This is a genomic window from Bacillus sp. PDNC022 (assembly GCF_016919285.1).
GTDB classification, from domain to species: domain Bacteria; phylum Bacillota; class Bacilli; order Bacillales; family Bacillaceae; genus Bacillus; species Bacillus safensis.
The window spans coordinates 3,164,801-3,181,886 of the sequence record NZ_CP070345.1; the positions used below are offsets into that span (position 1 = coordinate 3,164,801).

Genomic DNA, 17,086 nt, shown 5'->3' on the forward strand with positions numbered 1-17,086 from the left:
TTGATAAAAACTACTAGGCATCTTATGAGCAGCGCCCCAGAGGTGTGACAAAAACCTAGACAAAAGAAAAAAGCAAGGGCATCTGAGCCTTGCTTTTGCCATGCTTGACGTTATCTCGGAGAATATGTTGACATCGAATATGGATAATCATATTGAATTTCTCCATCAAACGTAATGTAATCAAGATAGATCGTTAATAGTAAGTATCGTGTTCCTGTCTTATTATCACTAATGATAATGTGGTCACGTCCTGCAGCTTCAATAACGCCTCTAAAAATCTTCGAATTCCATTCTTTACTCGCCTCAAACGTCATATAAATCGTGGCTACCTTGCCGCGGTTCAATCGTAAAATATTTTCAATATAGGACTGCTCAATAGGCAGCTGTCCGGTGACATTCTGCTGATAAACCGGTCCAGAAGGAATTTGATATGGCTGACCGCCGCCCGGTGTTCCTTGGCCTCCTTGTGAAGTACCGGTAGACGGCATTGGCGAAAACCCCTGCTGCATTTGTCCTTGCATTTGACCCTGCGTTTGGGGAGGGACTGAATAACCCATCTGCTGCGCAGGATACGGATTTGCTCCAAATTGTTGCTGGCGAAAATCTTGACCTTCGAAACCCGAACCTTGCCCAAATTGATTTTTCAATTTCATAACGTTCCTCCTCTTTCCTCATGGTGTTCTAAACAGAAGGCGCTAAAGCACCTGTTGTTTCCATAGCATTCTTTCTCTCTTTCACACTATGAGACAGGAGGGGAGAATATGTACATTGAACGAAAAAAAGGAACTGCTATGCAATTCCTCAGTGTGCAGACAAAGCTTCACATTCTATCGGTACTCGTTCTATTTACATGATCCAGTTTACAGCGTGCTGAACATCAAATAAAAGTGTCACGATGAGAAAAAACGCGGCAGGCGGTGTGATCACAATGATGAAGGCTTGCCATAATCTGAGCTTCATCACAGCGACAATGCCTAAAACAGCCATTCCAAATATCCACGTCTTTGCATATACATCCGTAAGAGTTAAAAGATCGAGATAATACCATACTTCATAATGCTGATCTAAATATGGTGAGATTTTAACAAACGTATACGGACCGAGCATCCCAACTGTGAAAATCCAAGTAAGTGAAAATAAAGCAGAAGGGAAAAAGACCGTCAGTGTGCAGGCTTTGAGTATATCCCGATACGCCGTTTGACAGCCGAAAAAGAGACGGCCTAACCATTTGATCAGGAGGACGCCGAAAAATAGAATCATATTGCCTGCCAAAATACCATATCCCGCTCCTTGTAACAGAATAAAAGGGAATGGAATATGATTGCCCATATACTCGCTAAAATACCCTTCATAGATCCAGCCCGTACCGGCGATACTTGCAAGGAGCATCATCAGCCAAATTGGAATATTGGAATGTCGATATGAGCGAATAATCGTTTTTGTCGCGACGAAAATTTTAAAAAATCGAAAAAATCCTTTTACTTCCTCTTCTTGGGAGTGATCATTCTTCATAGCTTCCAATGTTCTTTACTCCTTTAATACACACAAATGATTACTTATATTACCAAAAAGTTCGCATTTTTCAAAGCTAGATCAATAAAAAAATACAATTTTATAAAAAATAGGTCACTCTACAGTCTCTTTAAGAGGAGACACATATGATAAACATAGTTTGAAAGAGACCGAGGTGAAAACTTTGACAAAAGTAACTGTCATTATGACGAGCTACAACAAGGCGGCTTACGTCGGCAGATCGATTGAAGCGGTCTTGAACCAGACGCTGTCAGACTTTGAACTTTTTATCATGGATGATGGATCAAACGAAAAAACCCTTGCCGCGATTGAGCCCTTTCGCAAAGATCCCCGCGTTCATTTTATCCAAAGCGGTGTCAAAACGCTGGAAGAGAGAACAGCGAAAACTCGCTACGCCGTGCTTATTAATCAAGCATTAGAACTGGCAAAGGGCGAGTATATTTCCTATGCCACAGATGACAATGTCTACGCCCCGGACCGTTTAGAGAAGCTCACTCATTATCTAGATGCCAATCCAGATAAAGATATTGTCTATTCTAGTTCTAAAGTGATCTATTTAAATAGCAAAAAAGGGCCAGTGAAGGAAACAATTCGGCCAGCGCAAACAGTGCAATGGAATGCCCCCTGTGCCATAGATCATTGCTCGGTTGTACATCGTGCATCCATTTTATCAAAAATTCATGCTGAATTTGGGTCTTACTGGGACGAGAGTCCGCATTTTTATCGAATAGGGGATGCCCGTTTCTTTTTTCGGTTAAATCATTTTTATCCGTTCTATCCCTTTGATGAAATATTAGATATAAATTACATCACAGAACAGTCCATTCATTATCAGCTGGCGGAAGAAGAGAAAAGTGCCTTTATTCAAGCACTTCCCGAGCAGTCTACCTGCTGGGAGCTCCGCAGTATATTAAAACAAAGATATGGGAGGTGACCTAAGTGTCGCACTATATTCATCATTATTGGCAAGTGTACTTTGAGTATGTGAATCTGATGAAGGATTTGTCCTACAAGCAAATTCCTCTGGGGTTGATCAGTAATTTTTATCAATATATTAGTCCTGAAGTGAGGGAACGCATGGAAGATGAAGCGTTCGGTCAAGAACTGACAACCGCTTGTCCATTACCGGAAGAGATTCAGCCATTTTTTGATCAGCATAAGCAGCAGATCAAGCGTATCGCTTATCGTCCGGCGAATGGAAAGGTATTGCTTCACTTTGAACACCTGCGTTTTACTGAACAAAATTACACCCGGTTCCATCCAAACCAAACGGTGGTGCTCGCTCGCTGGAAGAAGGCGGATTATTTCGGATTACCTGTCATCAGTAAGCCGGAATTAGCCGGAGAGGTTAATAAAGAAGCCCATGCTGAATATATTGAAAAAGCAAATGCTCTCCTTAAACCTTACGCTCACCACCCTGTCTTTGGCAATGTCTTTTTTAGAGAAAAACTACGGAAAGACATTGTGCAATTTATTGATGTCATTGACCAGATAGAAGTGTTATTTCAAATGCAGCCGATTGCAGCTGTCATTGTTGGAACGACGGAGGATGTTTACAGCCGCGTACTCGCTTTGCAAACAGTGAAACGCCAGCTTACGAGTATCTGTCTTCAGCACGGCGCGCTTATGGGAGACGAAGCCTTTTTACCGATTTTTACGACTTGCCATGGGGTGTTTGGAAAGTATGAAAAGGACTGGTATGTAGACAAAGGCTGTCAGCCGGAACAGGTGGAGATCACAGGTCATCCGAGGTTTGATTTGGTGAAGGAGCGAACGCCGCTTCAACAGGATCTCATCTTTCGTAAATTGAATTTCAGCCCGGCTAAAAAGACCGTGCTTGTGGCAACGCAGCCATTTTCTGAGGCTTTCTATGGCGATGTTCTTAAAACGATCGCCAAACGGAAAGACATTCAGCTGATCATGAAGCCGCATCCTTGGGAAATAGCTCGAAATCGATTAAATGACTATGTGTCTATTGAACGAGCGGGAAATCATGTGAAATTGATTAAAAAAGAAATTGACCTGTATGATCTGCTGCCATATGTGGATATCGTGATTACGCTCACATCAACAGTTGGTCTTGAAGCCATGCTTTTTGAAAAGAGTGTGCTGATCGGGAAGATGACAGAAGGCAGAAGATACCCATATTACGAGTCGCTTGGCAGTTATCATATGGAAAACCCTGTTGAACTAGCTGAGAAAGCCATTCGTATTTTGTCGGATGAACAAGAGATGAAACTGGCAAAGCAGCAAGGAGCTCAGTTCATTAAACAACATTATCCGCATGCGCGATCTACCGATGTTCTGCTTTCTCTGCTCAAAACAAAAACTGGTATGGATTTTCAGAGATGAAGATAGGGGTGTGCAAGCGATATGGGAAAAAAGAGAGCACAATTTCTTCCTTATGCTCTGCCTTTCATTGAGCAGGAAGAAATTGACGAAGTCATTAGAACATTAAAGTCCGGCTGGCTGTCAACGGGACCAAAAGTAAGACAGTTTGAAGAAGAATTTCAGCAGCTGACCGGTGCAAAACATGCGATCGCTGTCAATTCATGTACGGCTGCTTTATTTTTAGCGTTAAAGGCAAGAGGGATTGGGACTGGGGATGAGGTGATTACAACCCCTCTGACATTCTGCGCAACAGCCAATACGATCATTCATACAGGGGCAGCTCCTGTATTTGTCGATATTGACCCAGCGACACTCAACCTCGATTCAGAGAAACTAGAAGCGGCGATTACACCACATACAAAAGCAATTGTCCCTGTTCATTTTGCTGGTCAATCGTGCGATATGGACCGGATTTTAGCGATTGCCAAAAAGTATGATCTATTTGTACTTGAAGATGCTGCCCATGCTCTTTACACAACGTACCACGGTCAGCCCGTTGGATCCATTGGTGATGCGACCGCTTTTAGCTTTTATGCAACGAAAAATCTAGCGACTGGTGAAGGCGGCATGCTGACAACAAATGATGATGCGCTTGCGGCTCGGATTAGAAGACTAGCGCTCCATGGGATGAGCAAGGGAGCGTGGAATCGTTATGGAGAAAAAGGAACGTGGTATTACGAGGTCGAGGAACCAGGCTATAAAATGAACATGTTTGACGTGCAGGCATCGTTAGGGCTTGTTCAGCTAAGCCGTCTGGATGACATGCAGGCACGGAGAGAACAGATTGCGAAAGCATACAATCAGGCTTTTCAAAAAGAAGCGGGCCTGATCCTGCCGCCTGTGCATCAAGAAGGAAGACATGCATGGCATTTGTATGTACTGCAAGTAAATCCAAAAGAAGCATTCATCACGCGTGATGAACTGATTGATCAGCTGCAAAAGGAATATAAAATCGGCACGAGTGTTCACTTTATCCCTGTTCACTTGCATCCATACTATCAACAAACGCATCACTATTCACCAGAGGATTTCCCTAAGTCACTCGCATACTACAAGCAGACGCTCTCACTGCCGCTCTATCCGAGTATGACAGATGAAGATGTGCAGGATGTTATCACAGCGGTGTTGTCTATTTTAAAAGAACAGAAGGCATCATTATGAAGGTTGTTCATGCTGTAGATGATCAGGTGCTGGCCGCTTGGCTGGAGAAATACGGTCAACAAGCGGAACAAATGAATGGCTTCAAGCAATTTGCTCTTGTCAATGGCGCTCAGCTCAAAGCGGTCCTGTTATATGAATGGTCAAAATGGGAAAGCGGCATTTTTGACCAGCACATTTTTCATGTGAAGTTTGCGGAAGCTGAGTCAGCTCCTGCTTTTCAGGAATTGATGGAGCGTTTCATCAATTGGATGAGAACAGAAAAATGCGATTTTTTCTTTTTACGACTTGAAGCGGCGGATGTTGAAAAAAACCGCATCGTCCAAAGGCTGTCACATGTGTACTATGTGGGCGGTCTCACTCGTCTTGAGGCGCCGCCTGTTCAAATGGAGATGCCAGCTACAGATGAAGATGTGGTCATCAGTCTGCCGGATGAAAAGGATTACGATGAGGCGGTGTCACTTGCTCATCAGGCTTTTATGAAAAGCCGGTATGCACTGGATCCTTTTTTAGATCAGAATGCCGTCCAGCATTTCTTTCAGGAATGGATGAGAAACAATTTACTCGGACGTGCAGAGATCAATCTCGCGGCAAAGGTGAACGATGAAGTCATTGGTTTGATTCAAGGGGTGGCAAAGGGCGATGAACTGGTACTTGATTTATTGTCCATTAGACCGGATGCACAAGGAAAAGGGATCGGAAAAAAGCTGGTTATGGCAATCATAAATGCCTCTTATGAGAGAGGTCATCGGTTTATGTCAGCCGGAACTCAGATGCATAACACAACCGCGATTCAGCTGTATGAAAAGCTGGGCTTTAGAACAAAAAATGCCTTCTTGTATTACCATGTGTGGCCGAAAAAAGGAGAGAGGTAAGATGGCGCATTTCTATATTGGAGATCGCAAAGTGGGGGATGGTGCGCCTGTCTTTATCATTGCAGAGGCAGGCATTAACCATGATGGAAAACTGGATCAGGCGCTTGCTTTAATTGATGTGGCAAAAGAAGCAGGTGCCGATGCGGTGAAGTTTCAAATGTTTCAAGCTGATCGGATGTATCAAAAGGAACCGGGTTTGTACGAAACAGCCAAGGGAGAAGAGGTGTCCATTTTTTCTTTAGTGGAACAAATGGAGCTGCCGCCAGAATGGCTCCCGGTGTTATTGTCACGCTGCGCGGAAAAAGGCCTGATATTTTTAAGCACAGTGTGTGACGAAGAATCTGCGGATCTATTAAATCAAACCGATCCGCCGGCTTTCAAACTGGCATCCTATGAAATCAATCATTTGCCTCTTATGCGTCACACGGCATCTTTTCAAAAGCCCATCATTTTTTCAACAGCCGGGGCAACCATTTCAGATGTCCATGAAGCATATGAGGCAATTACAAGCGAGCAAATTAATCAGCAGGTCGCTATCATGCATTGCGTAGCAAAATATCCAGCACCTAGAGCTTACACGAACCTGCGTGTGCTTCAAACCTTAGCTGCGGCATTTCCCGAGGCAGTCATTGGCTTTTCTGATCATAGTGAGCATCCAACTGAAGCGCCTGTGGCCGCTGTGAAGCTTGGGGCAGCAATCATTGAAAAGCACTTTACTGTCGATAAAACGTTACCTGGGGCTGATCATTCCTTTGCTCTTGATCCTGAAGAATTGAAGGAAATGGTTCAGCATATTCGAGCGGCAGAAAAACAGCGGAATCTAACAGAAGCTGACACTCATTCAGTGCCAGAGGAGCTCCTTGGCAGTTCTTATAAAACGACAACAGCCATTGAAGGCAAGATTCGTGAATTTGCGTATCGAGGCATTTTTACGACAAAAGGCATTGCAAGGGGCGAGACATTGACTGCGGAAAATCTAGCCGTATTACGCCCAGGACAAAAAAGCCAAGGTCTGCATCCGCGGTATATGGCGGTTTTACTTGGCGCAAAGGCTGTCAGAGATATCCCAGCCCATACAGGGGTTTCGTGGAAAGATGTACTCGTGCAGGAGACGTCAAATGATCAATGATGTGCTCTTTGTCATACAGGCGAGAATGGGCTCAACAAGGCTGCCAAAAAAGGTGATGAAACCGATCGGCGGTATGGCGCTGATCGACCTGATTGTTGAACGGGTAAAGCAATCAGCTCATTACAATCACAAAACGCAGAACCTCATGATCGCCACAACAGTTGAGGCAGAAGATGATCTGCTGGCTCATTATTGTTTATCAAAGGGCTGTAAAGTATTTCGTGGCAGTGAGACGGATGTACTGCAGCGATTTGCGCAGATTGTCCGGCATTTTGAACCGCAAACCATTGTGCGTTTAACGGGAGATAACCCATTTATAGATCCGGTCCTTTTGTCGAAAATGCTTGAAAAACATAGACAAGAGAAGGCTGATTACACGTATACGACTGGAACGCCACTCGGTATTTCCGGGGAAATGATCAACGCACCAATTTTAAGTGAAATCGACAATTTTCCCCTTACGCAGCCAGAGCGTGAGCATGTCACGCTCTATATCAGAAAGCATCCTGAGCAATTTCATCTGCAATTATTCACACCGCCCAAAGAACTTGCATATCCTGCTTATCGATTCACGATAGATACAGAAGAAGATTACGTGTTTGCCACCCGTTTATTAGAGAAAGCCGGTGGCTCCATTGCTGTGCCGACAGCTGAGCTCATCACCATTTGCGAACAAGATCCTGATATTGTTCGGTTGAATCAATTTGTGAAACAGAAGGATGCTGAATGAACAAGAAAATCATGATTGTTGTGTATGGTGGTTTTTTAAGAGGGATGGGGCATGTCGTCAGAATGAAACGGCTGGCAAATAAACTGCTTCAAGAAGGAAACGACTTATATTTCTATACAAATGAACAGATCTGTGTAGAAATGCTCTCAGGTCCAGATTGGCACGTTCATTTGGTGCAAGAGTCGAAGGCATTCCTTCAGATGGAGCAGGACATAAAAGAGCTGAATCCTGCTCTTCTGTTGATTGATGTACTTGATTGTGACCTTCAATTTCTTCGATTGGTCAAAGCGTCCTCCGGCCCTGCAAGGCTGGTCTTATTCGAAGAAAAAAGAGCAGAAGCCTGTCAGCTTGCCGATGCTGTCGTGAACGGCATTTATGGTGGTCTGGACGAAAAGCACATGCAAGTAGATGGGACAGAATATTTTTATGGAACACCTTATTTATTGTTAGATCAAGAGATAAGCCGATTAAAAGACACATATGAGGTTCGAAAAGAATGCAAAAAGGTGGTCATCAGCCTTGGGGGCAGTGACCCGCGCGGATTGTTATCAAAGGCTGTATCAGCACTCCTCGAAGCTGACGACTTACACATTTTAGCGGTTACAGGAAAAGCCTCCCGCATCGAGGAACAAATAGAGGCTGAGCATATTCAATTCATTCGTCATACAGATCAATTACCTGCGCGTCTCTCGGAAGCTGATCTGGCAATAGTTGCTGGCGGGATGACATTATACGAGGCAGTTTGTATCGGAGTGCCCAGTATTGTCCTTTCACAAGTAGACCACCAAGCAGTGACAGCCGCTCGTTTTGCGCAAAAGGGAGCCTGCCGCCATCTTGGATTAGGTGAACTTGTGGATGAAAAAGATATACGGTGTGCTGTGGAAAGACTGTCCAGCAGCTACTTTCTCCGCAGGAGTATCCATCTCAATGGACGGACCCTCATTGATGGAAAAGGAACTGAACGAGTGAAAAACATTCTTATACACCTCATGAATCATCACCAAAAAGAACATAAGGATGTGTAGATGTGAAGGGAGTTATTTTAGCAGGAGGAAAGGGATCACGACTGGCGCCTTTAACGAAGATTTTCAATAAACATTTATTGCCGGTTGGTCCATATCCGATGATTTATTGGTCATTGTTCAAATTGAAGGAAGCAGGGATTTTAGATGTGATGGTCATATCACAAGAAGAACAAATCCCCCTGTTTCAGAAGCTGTTTGAAAGCGATCAGGAACTTGGGATGAACATCGTATATCAGGTACAGCCTGAAGCGTCTGGGATATCAGACGGTTTATCCTATGCAAAGCCCTTTGTAGAAAAGGAGAAGTTTGTGCTGATGCTTGGTGACAATGTATTTGAGGATTCGCTAAGCCCTTTTGTTGAAGCTTTTCAGCAGCAAGAAAGTGGAGCCAAGGTTCTGTTGAAAGAAGTGGCAGATCCAAAGAGGTTTGGCATTGCAGAAATTGATGCCACGCGTCAACAGATTCTATCAATAGAGGAAAAGCCGGAGCATCCGCGCTCATCCTACTGCGTCACTGGCATCTATTTTTATGATCAAGAAGTTTTTAAATATATTGAGAGAATCTCGCCGTCAGATCGAGGCGAATTAGAGATTACAGACGTGAACAATCTCTATATCTCAAATAGCCAGCTGACCTATGATATGTTAAAAGGGTGGTGGATTGATGCAGGAACACATGAATCTCTCCACCAAGCATCTGCGAAGATGTTTGAAACGATGAAGAAAAAAGAGGGATCCGAATGACGAAGTCTTATTTAATTACAGGCGGAGCGGGTTTTATCGGACTGAATTTTGTGAAGCTGATGCTTCAGGATGCAGATGTCCGGCTCACCGTTTTTGATAAATTAACGTATGCCAGTCATCCAGACGAGATGGATGAATTATTAAAGTTGTCTCATTTTCGGTTTATTCAAGGGGATATTACCCTTCAGCATGAGCTGGATCAAGCATTTGACGAAGTCTATGATGCGATCATTCATTTTGCGGCAGAATCGCATGTTGATCGCAGCATTGAATCGGCAGAGCCTTTTATTCAAACAAATGTCCTCGGAACGTATCGTATGCTTGAAGCGGTCTTAAAAGGAAAGGCGAAAAAGCTCATTCATATTTCAACAGATGAAGTATATGGAGATTTGGAACCAGATGATCCTGCTTTCACAGAACAAACACCACTTTCACCGAATAATCCTTATTCAGCAAGCAAGGCGAGTTCAGACCTGCTTGTGAAATCCTATATCCACACTCACCAATTACCCGCGATGATTACACGATGCAGCAACAATTACGGACCGTATCAGCATGAGGAAAAATTAATACCGACCATTATTAGAAAAGCAGTTAATGGAGAGAAAATCCCGATTTATGGAGACGGCCAGCAAATTCGCGATTGGCTGTATGTAGAGGACCATGCGAGAGCTGTGAAGCAGGTACTCGAAAACGGCACAGCCGGGCAGGTATACAATATTGGCGGCGGCAACGAGAAAACAAATCTCGATTTGACCAAAACCATTCTATCGCAGCTCGGGGTCAGTCATGATCAAATTGCGTTTATTCAAGACCGAAAAGGACATGACAGACGGTATGCCATTAATGCCAGTAAGCTAAAAGGCGAGCTCGGCTGGACGCAGGAGACGTCATTTGAAAAAGGTATCGAAAAAACGATCAATTGGTATCGAACCAAATACGATCAGAGCGAAGAAGGGTGACGGATGAAAGTTTTAATCACCGGTGCAGGCGGCCAATTAGGGAAAGAATTGAGCAGACAGCTCAAGGAAAAAGACATGACCGTCATTGCCTTAACGAGGAGCATGCTCAATATCGCAGACCAGCAGGCAGTCAGACATGCGATGAGACACTTTCAGCCTGATATTGTTGTCAGTGCAGCAGCCTATACATCTGTTGATCAGTGTGAAACAGAAACGGAAAAGGCGTATCTTGTGAATGGCATTGGCGCCTACTATACAGCCCTGGAAGCAAAGCGCGCAGGCGCTGATGTGTTACATGTCAGTACAGATTATGTGTTTGACGGGCAGGCGGACACCCCTTACCGAGTCGATGCACAAGCAGACCCTCAAACCATTTATGGAAAGAGTAAAAAGCTTGGTGAGGAATTGATTCAGCTTGTGTCAGACGAAGTGAAAATCATTCGTACCTCATGGCTTTACGGACATGAGGGGCATAACTTTGTGAATACCATTCTTCGGCTCGCTGAAACGAAGGATCATTTGCGCATTGTGAACGATCAAATAGGGTCTCCTACTTATACAAAGGATGCAGCAGAGGCCTTGATTCATTTGTTTGATCAGAAGGCAGGCGTTTATCATGTCAGTAATCGAGAAAGCTGTTCCTGGTTTGATTTTGCGTCAGAAATTGTGATGAAAAGCGGCCTGACCGCCACAATTGAGCCGATTTCCACGGAAGAGTACGGCTTCCAAACGCCTCGCCCAGCCTATTCTGTCTTAGATCTTCAAGCGATTGAAGCCACAGGCTGGCAGCCGAGGCATTGGAAGGATGCACTTTACGAATATTTGCAGAAAGAAGGGAGATGGCAACAGAATGATTGATGGTGTTCAAACGAAAAAACTCATGAAACATTGTGATGACCGCGGCTTTTTTGCAGAGCTCATTCGAGATGATGAACCGATGCTGAAACGTTTTGGGCAGGCGTCATGGTCGAAAAGCTTTCCAGGCGTGATCAAAGCCTTTCATTATCATGAAAAACAAGACGACGTTTGGTTCTTCCCCGCAGGTTATGCACAGGTCGTGTTATATGATTTGCGTGAGGACTCTCCCACAAAGGGGCAAACCGATGTGTATTATATGGGGGAAGACAATCCGATGCTGCTTCTCATCCCAAAGGGTGTCGCGCATGGCTATCGTGTACTAGGTGAGACGCCGCTGCAAATTGTGTATTTCACAACAGAATCGTATGACCCGAAAAGCCCAGATGAAAAGAGAATCGCTTGGAATGACGAAACGATCGGGTTTAATTGGGAAACGACATTTAAATAGAGAACGGGGGGCCTTTCGCAGGAGAAAGGTCTTTTTTGTTGAAATACATTCTATATGTGTCATTTTATGTATATGTACTAAGCTGATAAGAAAAGGGATGTGGATGAGTTTGTCTAAAAGAATTGCATTTGTAACAGGAGCAAGTACAGGGATTGGAAAGGCCATCGCCATAAAGCTTGCCGCTCAAGACAATGTAAAGGTCATCATCAATTCTAGAAATCAATCCTCACTAGAAGATGCGCAGCAGCACATTGGGCGTATGGCAGAAACAAAGGAGCCGGTGGCTCTTTTCTGTGGCGACATGTCAGATGATAGGGTGAGGGCTGAGGCTTTTACGGAAATAGAAAAAGAGTTTGGCAGACTGGATGTGTTGATTAATAACATTCCAGGGGGGAAGCCGGATACCTTTGATTCATGTGACAGCGAGCAGATGATGGCAGTATTTTCTCAAAAAGCCATTGCGTACATTGATACGATGAAGCGTGCGGCAGCGATGATGAAACGACATGAGTATGGCCGAATCATTCAAATTGTCGGGAACCTATGGAAGGAACCAGGTGACCAAATGTTTACGAACAGTATGATGAATGCAGCGATTATCAATGCTAGTAAAAATGCTGCCACACAGCTTGCACCTTCAGGGATCACAGTGAATTGTTTAAACCCAGGATTTATTGCTACAGATCGGTATGAACAATTTATCAGAAACATGATGCGTAAACAGGCATTATCGCGGGAAGAAGCTGTACAGGCTGTAGCATCAGGAATTCCAATGCAAAGAGTGGGCTCAGCGAGTGAAATGGCTTCATTGGCCGCTTTTATCGCATCAGAGGAAGCCTCCTATCTTACAGGGCAACAAATATCTGTCGATGGTGGAGCAATGAAAAGTATATAGCATCAAAAAAACCCGCTATATGCGGGTTTTTTGATCCAGCGTGTAGACAAACCCTCGCATTCGGTGTCAGGTCTGCGCGCCGATGCTCACGAATGTCAAATTCGCTCCGCAAAGGTAGCCGTCCTTCCTAGACTGCAAAGGTTTTCTATCACACTGAAAAGAAGACAAAGGGCTAAAATCAAGATCATTTTAGCCCTTTGTCAACAATCTGCATAAAAAACCCGCTATATGCGGGTTTTTTGATTAAAGCGAATCGGAAGGATGCGAAGCCGGTCGATAAACAGGGCAAGCTGTTCAATTGGAGCAACCATTGAGATGCGGACATGACGGCTTCCATGTGCTCCAAACACACCCCCAGGCGTGACAACGACATCAGTATGTTCGAGTAAATAGTCAGCAAATGCATGAGAATGTTCAAAATCATCAGGGATTGGAGCCCATAAATAAAAGGCGCCAGCAGGACATTCGATGGACCATCCTAGCTGCTTTTCTGCTTGACGGATGAAGAAGTGAATTCGTTCAAGGTAGACCTCTTTTAATGATTGTATGTGACGGTTATCACTTTGCAAGGCGACGGTTGCTGCTTGTTGAAATCCGCCATACATACTGACAAACACATGATCTTGGAAGGCGTTAATGGCTTGGATGATGTCCTCATTACCTACAGCAAAAGCGACTCTCCATCCTGCCATATTAAATGTTTTGGAAAGAGAATATAATTCCACTCCTACGCTTTTCCCAAGAGGAGCGTTCAGAAAGCTTACTGGTTTTTGTTCATAATGAAATGAACCGTAGGCAAAATCATGAACGACATGCAGTCCGTGAGCTGAGGCGAAATCAGCAGTCTCTTCAAAAAATGCATCATTTGCCACAGCACCTGTTGGGTTATTCGGATAATTTAAGAAAAGAACTTTAGCCTTTTTGAGCACCTCTGGATCAATTGAAGAGAGATTCGGCAAATAGCCATTTTTCGATTCAAGTTTGATGCAGTAGGGCTTTGCGTCTGCCATCAAGATCCCAGAATGATATTCTGGGTATCCTGGATCGGGGACGAGAGCAACGTCCCCAGGGTCTAGCAGACACTGACTCATGACATAAAGACCTGTTTTTCCCCCATTGAAAAGGGCAACTTCTTTCTGTGTGTCTATCTCAGTGCCGAACTCCTTTTTGTAGAAATCTGCAATGGCTTGCTTGAAAAAGTCGAAGCCTCTAAAAGGTGCATATTGCTGAAATTGCAAAGTGCCTGCTGCCTCTTGAAGGGCGCTTACGATATGTGCAGGAGTAGGAAGATCAGGATTTCCCTGACCAAGGTTTATGATGTTTGCTCCGTTTTGTGCTTTTTGCGCAATTTTCTCAAATACGGTTCCAAATTTCTGTTCTGGCAGCCGTTCAATTATGTTAGATGGTAAGATCTCCACCACGTTATCCTCTCTTTCTATCCCTTCACTAATTCATCCATTAACTGAATAGCAGCTTGCTTCTGTAAGCTGCGGATGGATGCGGCAACATCCTGTGAGGATGACCCTTTTAATTCAAGCGACACGATGCCGTTAAAGGCTTCAAATAAAGATAGATCCACAAAAGTGCCTTTGGATGGGACGGATTCACTGACGATCACAGTTTCTCCAACTAAAGCATCCTGCGGAATATGGATATGATCAATGGTGATATGTGTGGCCTCTGCCGGTATGTGCCCGCTTTCTTTGAAATGCTGAGGGTACAAATGGCAGTCTGCTATATAATGCGTATGTCCAGAAAGCAGCTCTTTTGGCAGCTCCGCTTTTTTTCCATCGACTAATACATCGATCAGCAGCTTGGCCATATCCACCCCAAACACTTTTTTGATATTCGGAATCATATTCCAGCCAGCAAATCTAGCTGCGGATTCGATCAGTCCTGTTTCTCGATTTTTCATGAGCTTGATCTCTGTATGGGTCGCACAGTTTTCAAGGCCTAGCCCTTCATTTGCCTTCTTAGCTGCCTCAATGATGATTTGCTGGGCTTCATTGTCTAGGATCGATGGAGTAATATGAGCCGTTTCTGTAAAACCGATTTGTGGGGTCTTGTCATGAATGACAAAAGGGATATATTCCCCCTCCACGACTAACCCTTCTACACTGACATAATCAGAATAGCCATCCTCTTGATACCAATCCTCGTAAGCACCCTCCAAGTACGTTTCAGCGACAAATGGTGCTTCATATGTCACAGCGTTTGGGACGGGAATCGTTTGCAAGTAGGATTGAACGTTTAAAAAGAGATCATCACTGCCGGCTCTGTCATGAAAAAGGGTCACGCCAATGGAGCTTGCTAAATATGTAGGCTTTAAAATAAGCGGTGTCCCGATATGTTCAATAGCTTGCTGAAAATCAGCTAAAGTCGTGACAGGCTGAGTTTTCACCGCTTTGACACCAGCAGCGTTGAATGCAGCCCTCATTTGACTTTTATCACGTGCCATTTCAGCTGCTTTTACCCCAGCGCCGCGCAGCCCCAGCCGTTCAGCTGCTTTTGCCATTGGTGCAATGAATAATTCATTATTGGTGGTGATGGCATCAGCTTTGAAAAAGGAAGCCACACGGACTAGGTCATCTACCACTTCTTCCTCTGATTTCAGATAATCATCATGTGCCCAGTAAATAGAATCAGGGTGTTCAAAAGAAGGGTGTGTCTCAAAATAATCACGATCTTTGATGACGGCAATGGAGTATTTTTCGATTAGTTCAGCGTGACCCTTTGTAATGGCAAAGGGTCTCGGGATATAAGAAACGATATGATAAGATGACGCCACGCTTTCATAAAACATATGGGGCGGGCATCCTCCTAAGTCAGCGATGACAAGTACGGTTTTTTTCTTCAATGAAAGCACTCCTTTTTATCTAGCGGTGTAACCGCCATCTACTGTGACAACACTTCCAGTCATATAGCTGGATAGATCAGAGGCGAGAAACAGCATCACGCTCGCAATTTCTTCGGGTTTTCCGAGACGAAGTAATGGGTTCACCTTTGCTTTTTCCTTTTTGACAGCCTCAAGACTTTCTGAATGATTGTCTAAAAAGGATTTTTCATTTAATGGCGTATCAATGATGCCTGGGGCGATACAATTCACCCTGATTTGATGAGCGGCATAGTCGATCGCCATAGATTTGGTGAGCTGGATGACACCGCCCTTCGTTGCGTTGTATGCAGGAATGTCAGGCCAGCCAACGAGACCTCCGACAGATCCGGTATTAATAATACTTCCGCTTTTCTTCTCAAGCATATGCGGCAATGTATGCTTACTCATGAGAAATACACCAGTCAGGTTGACCTGTAGAATGTGGTTCCAATCTTCCAGTGTCATCTCGTGAACAGGTGAGACAATTTCGATGCCTGCATTGTTTATCAAAACATCAATTGTCCCGAATTGGCTCAGCACGGATTGAACGGTTTTTTGACAGTCAGACTCATTCGTAATATCTGTTTTGAAAAACGCAGCATGTTCATGAGGCAATGATTCAACGAGTTGTTTACCGCTGTCTTCATTGATATCAGCCACTGCTACTTTTGCTCCGTGCTCAAGGAAAAGCTTGACGGCGGCAAGCCCAATCCCAGACGCACCTCCTGTAATCAGGACGACTTTTCCAGCAATGTTCATTTCTTCACCTTAGACGCTTTTGGCTTTAAGCGGTTATAGCGTGGAGGGAAGAAGAGATTAATAGACTTTGATGCTTCTGGCTTCGGATTAATGGCGCCGTGATCTTCTTTTGGATCACAGAAGTAGGTCGTGCCAAATTCCATCTTTTCTGTAAAGCCTTCAATCGTCATATCGTACCCACCGCTAATGCAAATCCCAATTTGTTCATTGCGGTGCTTATGAAAAGGCATTTCCCCGCCATTTCCCGGAATGTTGGCAATCATAAGCTCCATCCAGTCCTCCACAAAAAAAGTCACTTCCATGCCAGGAAGTAAATCACGCGTTTTGAAAATGTCTAAGAAATAAGTAGGAGGAGCCGTATATTCTTCGCCATCTTTTAATCTCTTAATATCAATGGCGATCACTTCTTCATCTGTCAGATTCGATGCGCCGTGAGGAACGAATGGTGGTGCAATATAGGCTGATTCTAATGGGGTGAGCAATTGGGTCGATTGGCCGACCGTCATTTGAAGCTCGCCTTTTAATACGATGCCGATTTGTGCTTCTGGATGCTCATGAGGTTCGATGACCGTGTGAGGAGGGACGTGTGAAATTAACACTTCCGTATCGCCTCTGACAGTAGAATATTGGATGACACCATTATCCCATTCTCGTTTTTTCGCTTGAGGAAAATATAATTCTTGCACCTTTTGTTCAGTTGTCATG

General features: G+C 44.2%; 18 protein-coding genes. 12 read left to right on the forward strand and 6 right to left on the reverse strand.

All coding sequences use genetic code 11. The features are described 5' to 3' along the window. Positions 1-110: 110 nt before the first annotated feature. Positions 111-653 carry a spore coat protein GerQ gene (gene gerQ / locus JVX94_RS16145; RefSeq protein ID WP_095409838.1) on the reverse strand — a complete coding sequence of 181 codons (543 nt, stop codon included), beginning with the start codon at positions 651-653 and terminating at the stop codon, positions 111-113. 193 nt (positions 654-846) lie between these two features. Then, entirely contained in the window at positions 847-1,512 is a 666-nt protein-coding gene (locus tag JVX94_RS16150) for a YIP1 family protein (RefSeq protein ID WP_238409580.1), read from the reverse strand. Between the two features lie 184 nt (positions 1,513-1,696). On the opposite strand from JVX94_RS16150, the gene JVX94_RS16155 reads away from it, so the two are divergent. From JVX94_RS16155 to JVX94_RS16210, 12 genes are all read left to right on the forward strand, one after another. Further along, the gene (locus JVX94_RS16155) at positions 1,697-2,467 is read left to right on the forward strand and encodes a glycosyltransferase family 2 protein (RefSeq protein ID WP_205183791.1); all 771 of its coding nucleotides are present in this window, start codon (positions 1,697-1,699) and stop codon (positions 2,465-2,467) included. A gap of 5 nt (positions 2,468-2,472) precedes the next feature. Next, complete coding sequence (locus JVX94_RS16160) at positions 2,473-3,885, forward strand: capsular polysaccharide export protein, LipB/KpsS family (protein ID WP_205183794.1); 1,413 nt, start codon at positions 2,473-2,475, stop codon at positions 3,883-3,885. A 21-nt stretch (positions 3,886-3,906) separates the two neighbouring features. Next, the gene (locus JVX94_RS16165) at positions 3,907-5,085 is read left to right on the forward strand and encodes a DegT/DnrJ/EryC1/StrS family aminotransferase (RefSeq protein WP_205183796.1); all 1,179 of its coding nucleotides are present in this window, start codon (positions 3,907-3,909) and stop codon (positions 5,083-5,085) included. Then, complete coding sequence (locus tag JVX94_RS16170) at positions 5,082-5,957, forward strand: GNAT family N-acetyltransferase (protein WP_144483911.1); 876 nt, start codon at positions 5,082-5,084, stop codon at positions 5,955-5,957. Before JVX94_RS16165 ends, JVX94_RS16170 begins: the two co-directional genes overlap by 4 nt. A gap of 1 nt (position 5,958) precedes the next feature. After that, positions 5,959-7,086: an N-acetylneuraminate synthase family protein gene (locus JVX94_RS16175; protein ID WP_111292388.1), complete on the forward strand. Its 1,128-nt coding sequence runs from the start codon at positions 5,959-5,961 to the stop codon at positions 7,084-7,086. Next, positions 7,076-7,816, forward strand: coding sequence for a cytidylyltransferase domain-containing protein (locus JVX94_RS16180; RefSeq protein ID WP_111292389.1), 741 nt, complete (start codon positions 7,076-7,078; stop codon positions 7,814-7,816). Before JVX94_RS16175 ends, JVX94_RS16180 begins: the two co-directional genes overlap by 11 nt. Further along, on the forward strand, positions 7,813-8,841 hold the full coding sequence (locus JVX94_RS16185; protein ID WP_205183799.1) for a PseG/SpsG family protein: 1,029 nt from the start codon (positions 7,813-7,815) through the stop codon (positions 8,839-8,841). Before JVX94_RS16180 ends, JVX94_RS16185 begins: the two co-directional genes overlap by 4 nt. Before the next feature lie 2 nt (positions 8,842-8,843). Next, a complete protein-coding gene (locus JVX94_RS16190; protein ID WP_205183801.1) occupies positions 8,844-9,584 on the forward strand; it encodes a sugar phosphate nucleotidyltransferase in 741 nt (246 codons plus the stop codon). After that, on the forward strand, positions 9,581-10,546 hold the full coding sequence (gene rfbB, locus JVX94_RS16195) for a dTDP-glucose 4,6-dehydratase (RefSeq protein WP_205183803.1): 966 nt from the start codon (positions 9,581-9,583) through the stop codon (positions 10,544-10,546). Before JVX94_RS16190 ends, rfbB begins: the two co-directional genes overlap by 4 nt. Before the next feature lie 3 nt (positions 10,547-10,549). Continuing rightward, positions 10,550-11,404, forward strand: coding sequence for a dTDP-4-dehydrorhamnose reductase (gene rfbD, locus JVX94_RS16200; protein WP_205183805.1), 855 nt, complete (start codon positions 10,550-10,552; stop codon positions 11,402-11,404). Next, positions 11,397-11,852 (forward strand): dTDP-4-dehydrorhamnose 3,5-epimerase family protein, encoded by a 456-nt coding sequence (locus JVX94_RS16205; RefSeq protein ID WP_144483896.1) that lies wholly within the window; start codon positions 11,397-11,399, stop codon positions 11,850-11,852. The genes rfbD and JVX94_RS16205 overlap by 8 nt, the downstream gene beginning before the upstream one ends. A gap of 103 nt (positions 11,853-11,955) precedes the next feature. Next, complete coding sequence (locus JVX94_RS16210; RefSeq protein WP_275891452.1) at positions 11,956-12,747, forward strand: SDR family oxidoreductase; 792 nt, start codon at positions 11,956-11,958, stop codon at positions 12,745-12,747. Positions 12,748-12,971: 224 nt separating this feature from the next. Here the strand turns inward: JVX94_RS16210 and JVX94_RS16215 are convergent, their stop codons facing one another. From JVX94_RS16215 to bacB, 4 genes are read right to left on the reverse strand one after another with little or no spacing between them, the layout of a single operon-like run. After that, positions 12,972-14,165, reverse strand: a complete 1,194-nt coding sequence (locus tag JVX94_RS16215; protein WP_205183809.1) for a pyridoxal phosphate-dependent aminotransferase — start codon at positions 14,163-14,165, stop codon at positions 12,972-12,974. A 17-nt stretch (positions 14,166-14,182) separates the two neighbouring features. Then, positions 14,183-15,604, reverse strand: coding sequence for an alanine--anticapsin ligase (bacD, locus tag JVX94_RS16220; protein WP_205183811.1), 1,422 nt, complete (start codon positions 15,602-15,604; stop codon positions 14,183-14,185). A gap of 15 nt (positions 15,605-15,619) precedes the next feature. Then, on the reverse strand, positions 15,620-16,381 hold the full coding sequence (locus tag JVX94_RS16225) for an SDR family NAD(P)-dependent oxidoreductase (RefSeq protein ID WP_144483887.1): 762 nt from the start codon (positions 16,379-16,381) through the stop codon (positions 15,620-15,622). Then, a complete protein-coding gene (gene bacB / locus JVX94_RS16230; RefSeq protein WP_144483884.1) occupies positions 16,378-17,085 on the reverse strand; it encodes a 3-((4R)-4-hydroxycyclohexa-1,5-dien-1-yl)-2-oxopropanoate isomerase in 708 nt (235 codons plus the stop codon). The genes JVX94_RS16225 and bacB overlap by 4 nt, the downstream gene beginning before the upstream one ends. Position 17,086: the final 1 nt, after the last annotated feature.

Bases quoted from the DNA above. Each gene is read 5' to 3' on its own strand.
- gerQ (WP_095409838.1), bottom strand. From the start codon at position 653: ATGAAATTGAAAAATCAATTTGGGCAAGGTTCGGGTTTCGAAGGTCAA.
- JVX94_RS16150 (WP_238409580.1), bottom strand. From the start codon at position 1,512: ATGAAGAATGATCACTCCCAAGAAGAGGAAGTAAAAGGATTTTTTCGA.
- JVX94_RS16165 (WP_205183796.1), top strand. From the start codon at position 3,907: ATGGGAAAAAAGAGAGCACAATTTCTTCCTTATGCTCTGCCTTTCATT.
- JVX94_RS16170 (WP_144483911.1), top strand. From the start codon at position 5,082: ATGAAGGTTGTTCATGCTGTAGATGATCAGGTGCTGGCCGCTTGGCTG.
- JVX94_RS16175 (WP_111292388.1), top strand. From the start codon at position 5,959: ATGGCGCATTTCTATATTGGAGATCGCAAAGTGGGGGATGGTGCGCCT.
- JVX94_RS16180 (WP_111292389.1), top strand. From the start codon at position 7,076: ATGATCAATGATGTGCTCTTTGTCATACAGGCGAGAATGGGCTCAACA.
- JVX94_RS16185 (WP_205183799.1), top strand. From the start codon at position 7,813: ATGAACAAGAAAATCATGATTGTTGTGTATGGTGGTTTTTTAAGAGGG.
- rfbB (WP_205183803.1), top strand. From the start codon at position 9,581: ATGACGAAGTCTTATTTAATTACAGGCGGAGCGGGTTTTATCGGACTG.
- rfbD (WP_205183805.1), top strand. From the start codon at position 10,550: ATGAAAGTTTTAATCACCGGTGCAGGCGGCCAATTAGGGAAAGAATTG.
- JVX94_RS16205 (WP_144483896.1), top strand. From the start codon at position 11,397: ATGATTGATGGTGTTCAAACGAAAAAACTCATGAAACATTGTGATGAC.
- JVX94_RS16210 (WP_275891452.1), top strand. From the start codon at position 11,956: ATGAGTTTGTCTAAAAGAATTGCATTTGTAACAGGAGCAAGTACAGGG.
- JVX94_RS16225 (WP_144483887.1), bottom strand. From the start codon at position 16,381: ATGAACATTGCTGGAAAAGTCGTCCTGATTACAGGAGGTGCGTCTGGG.
- bacB (WP_144483884.1), bottom strand. From the start codon at position 17,085: ATGACAACTGAACAAAAGGTGCAAGAATTATATTTTCCTCAAGCGAAA.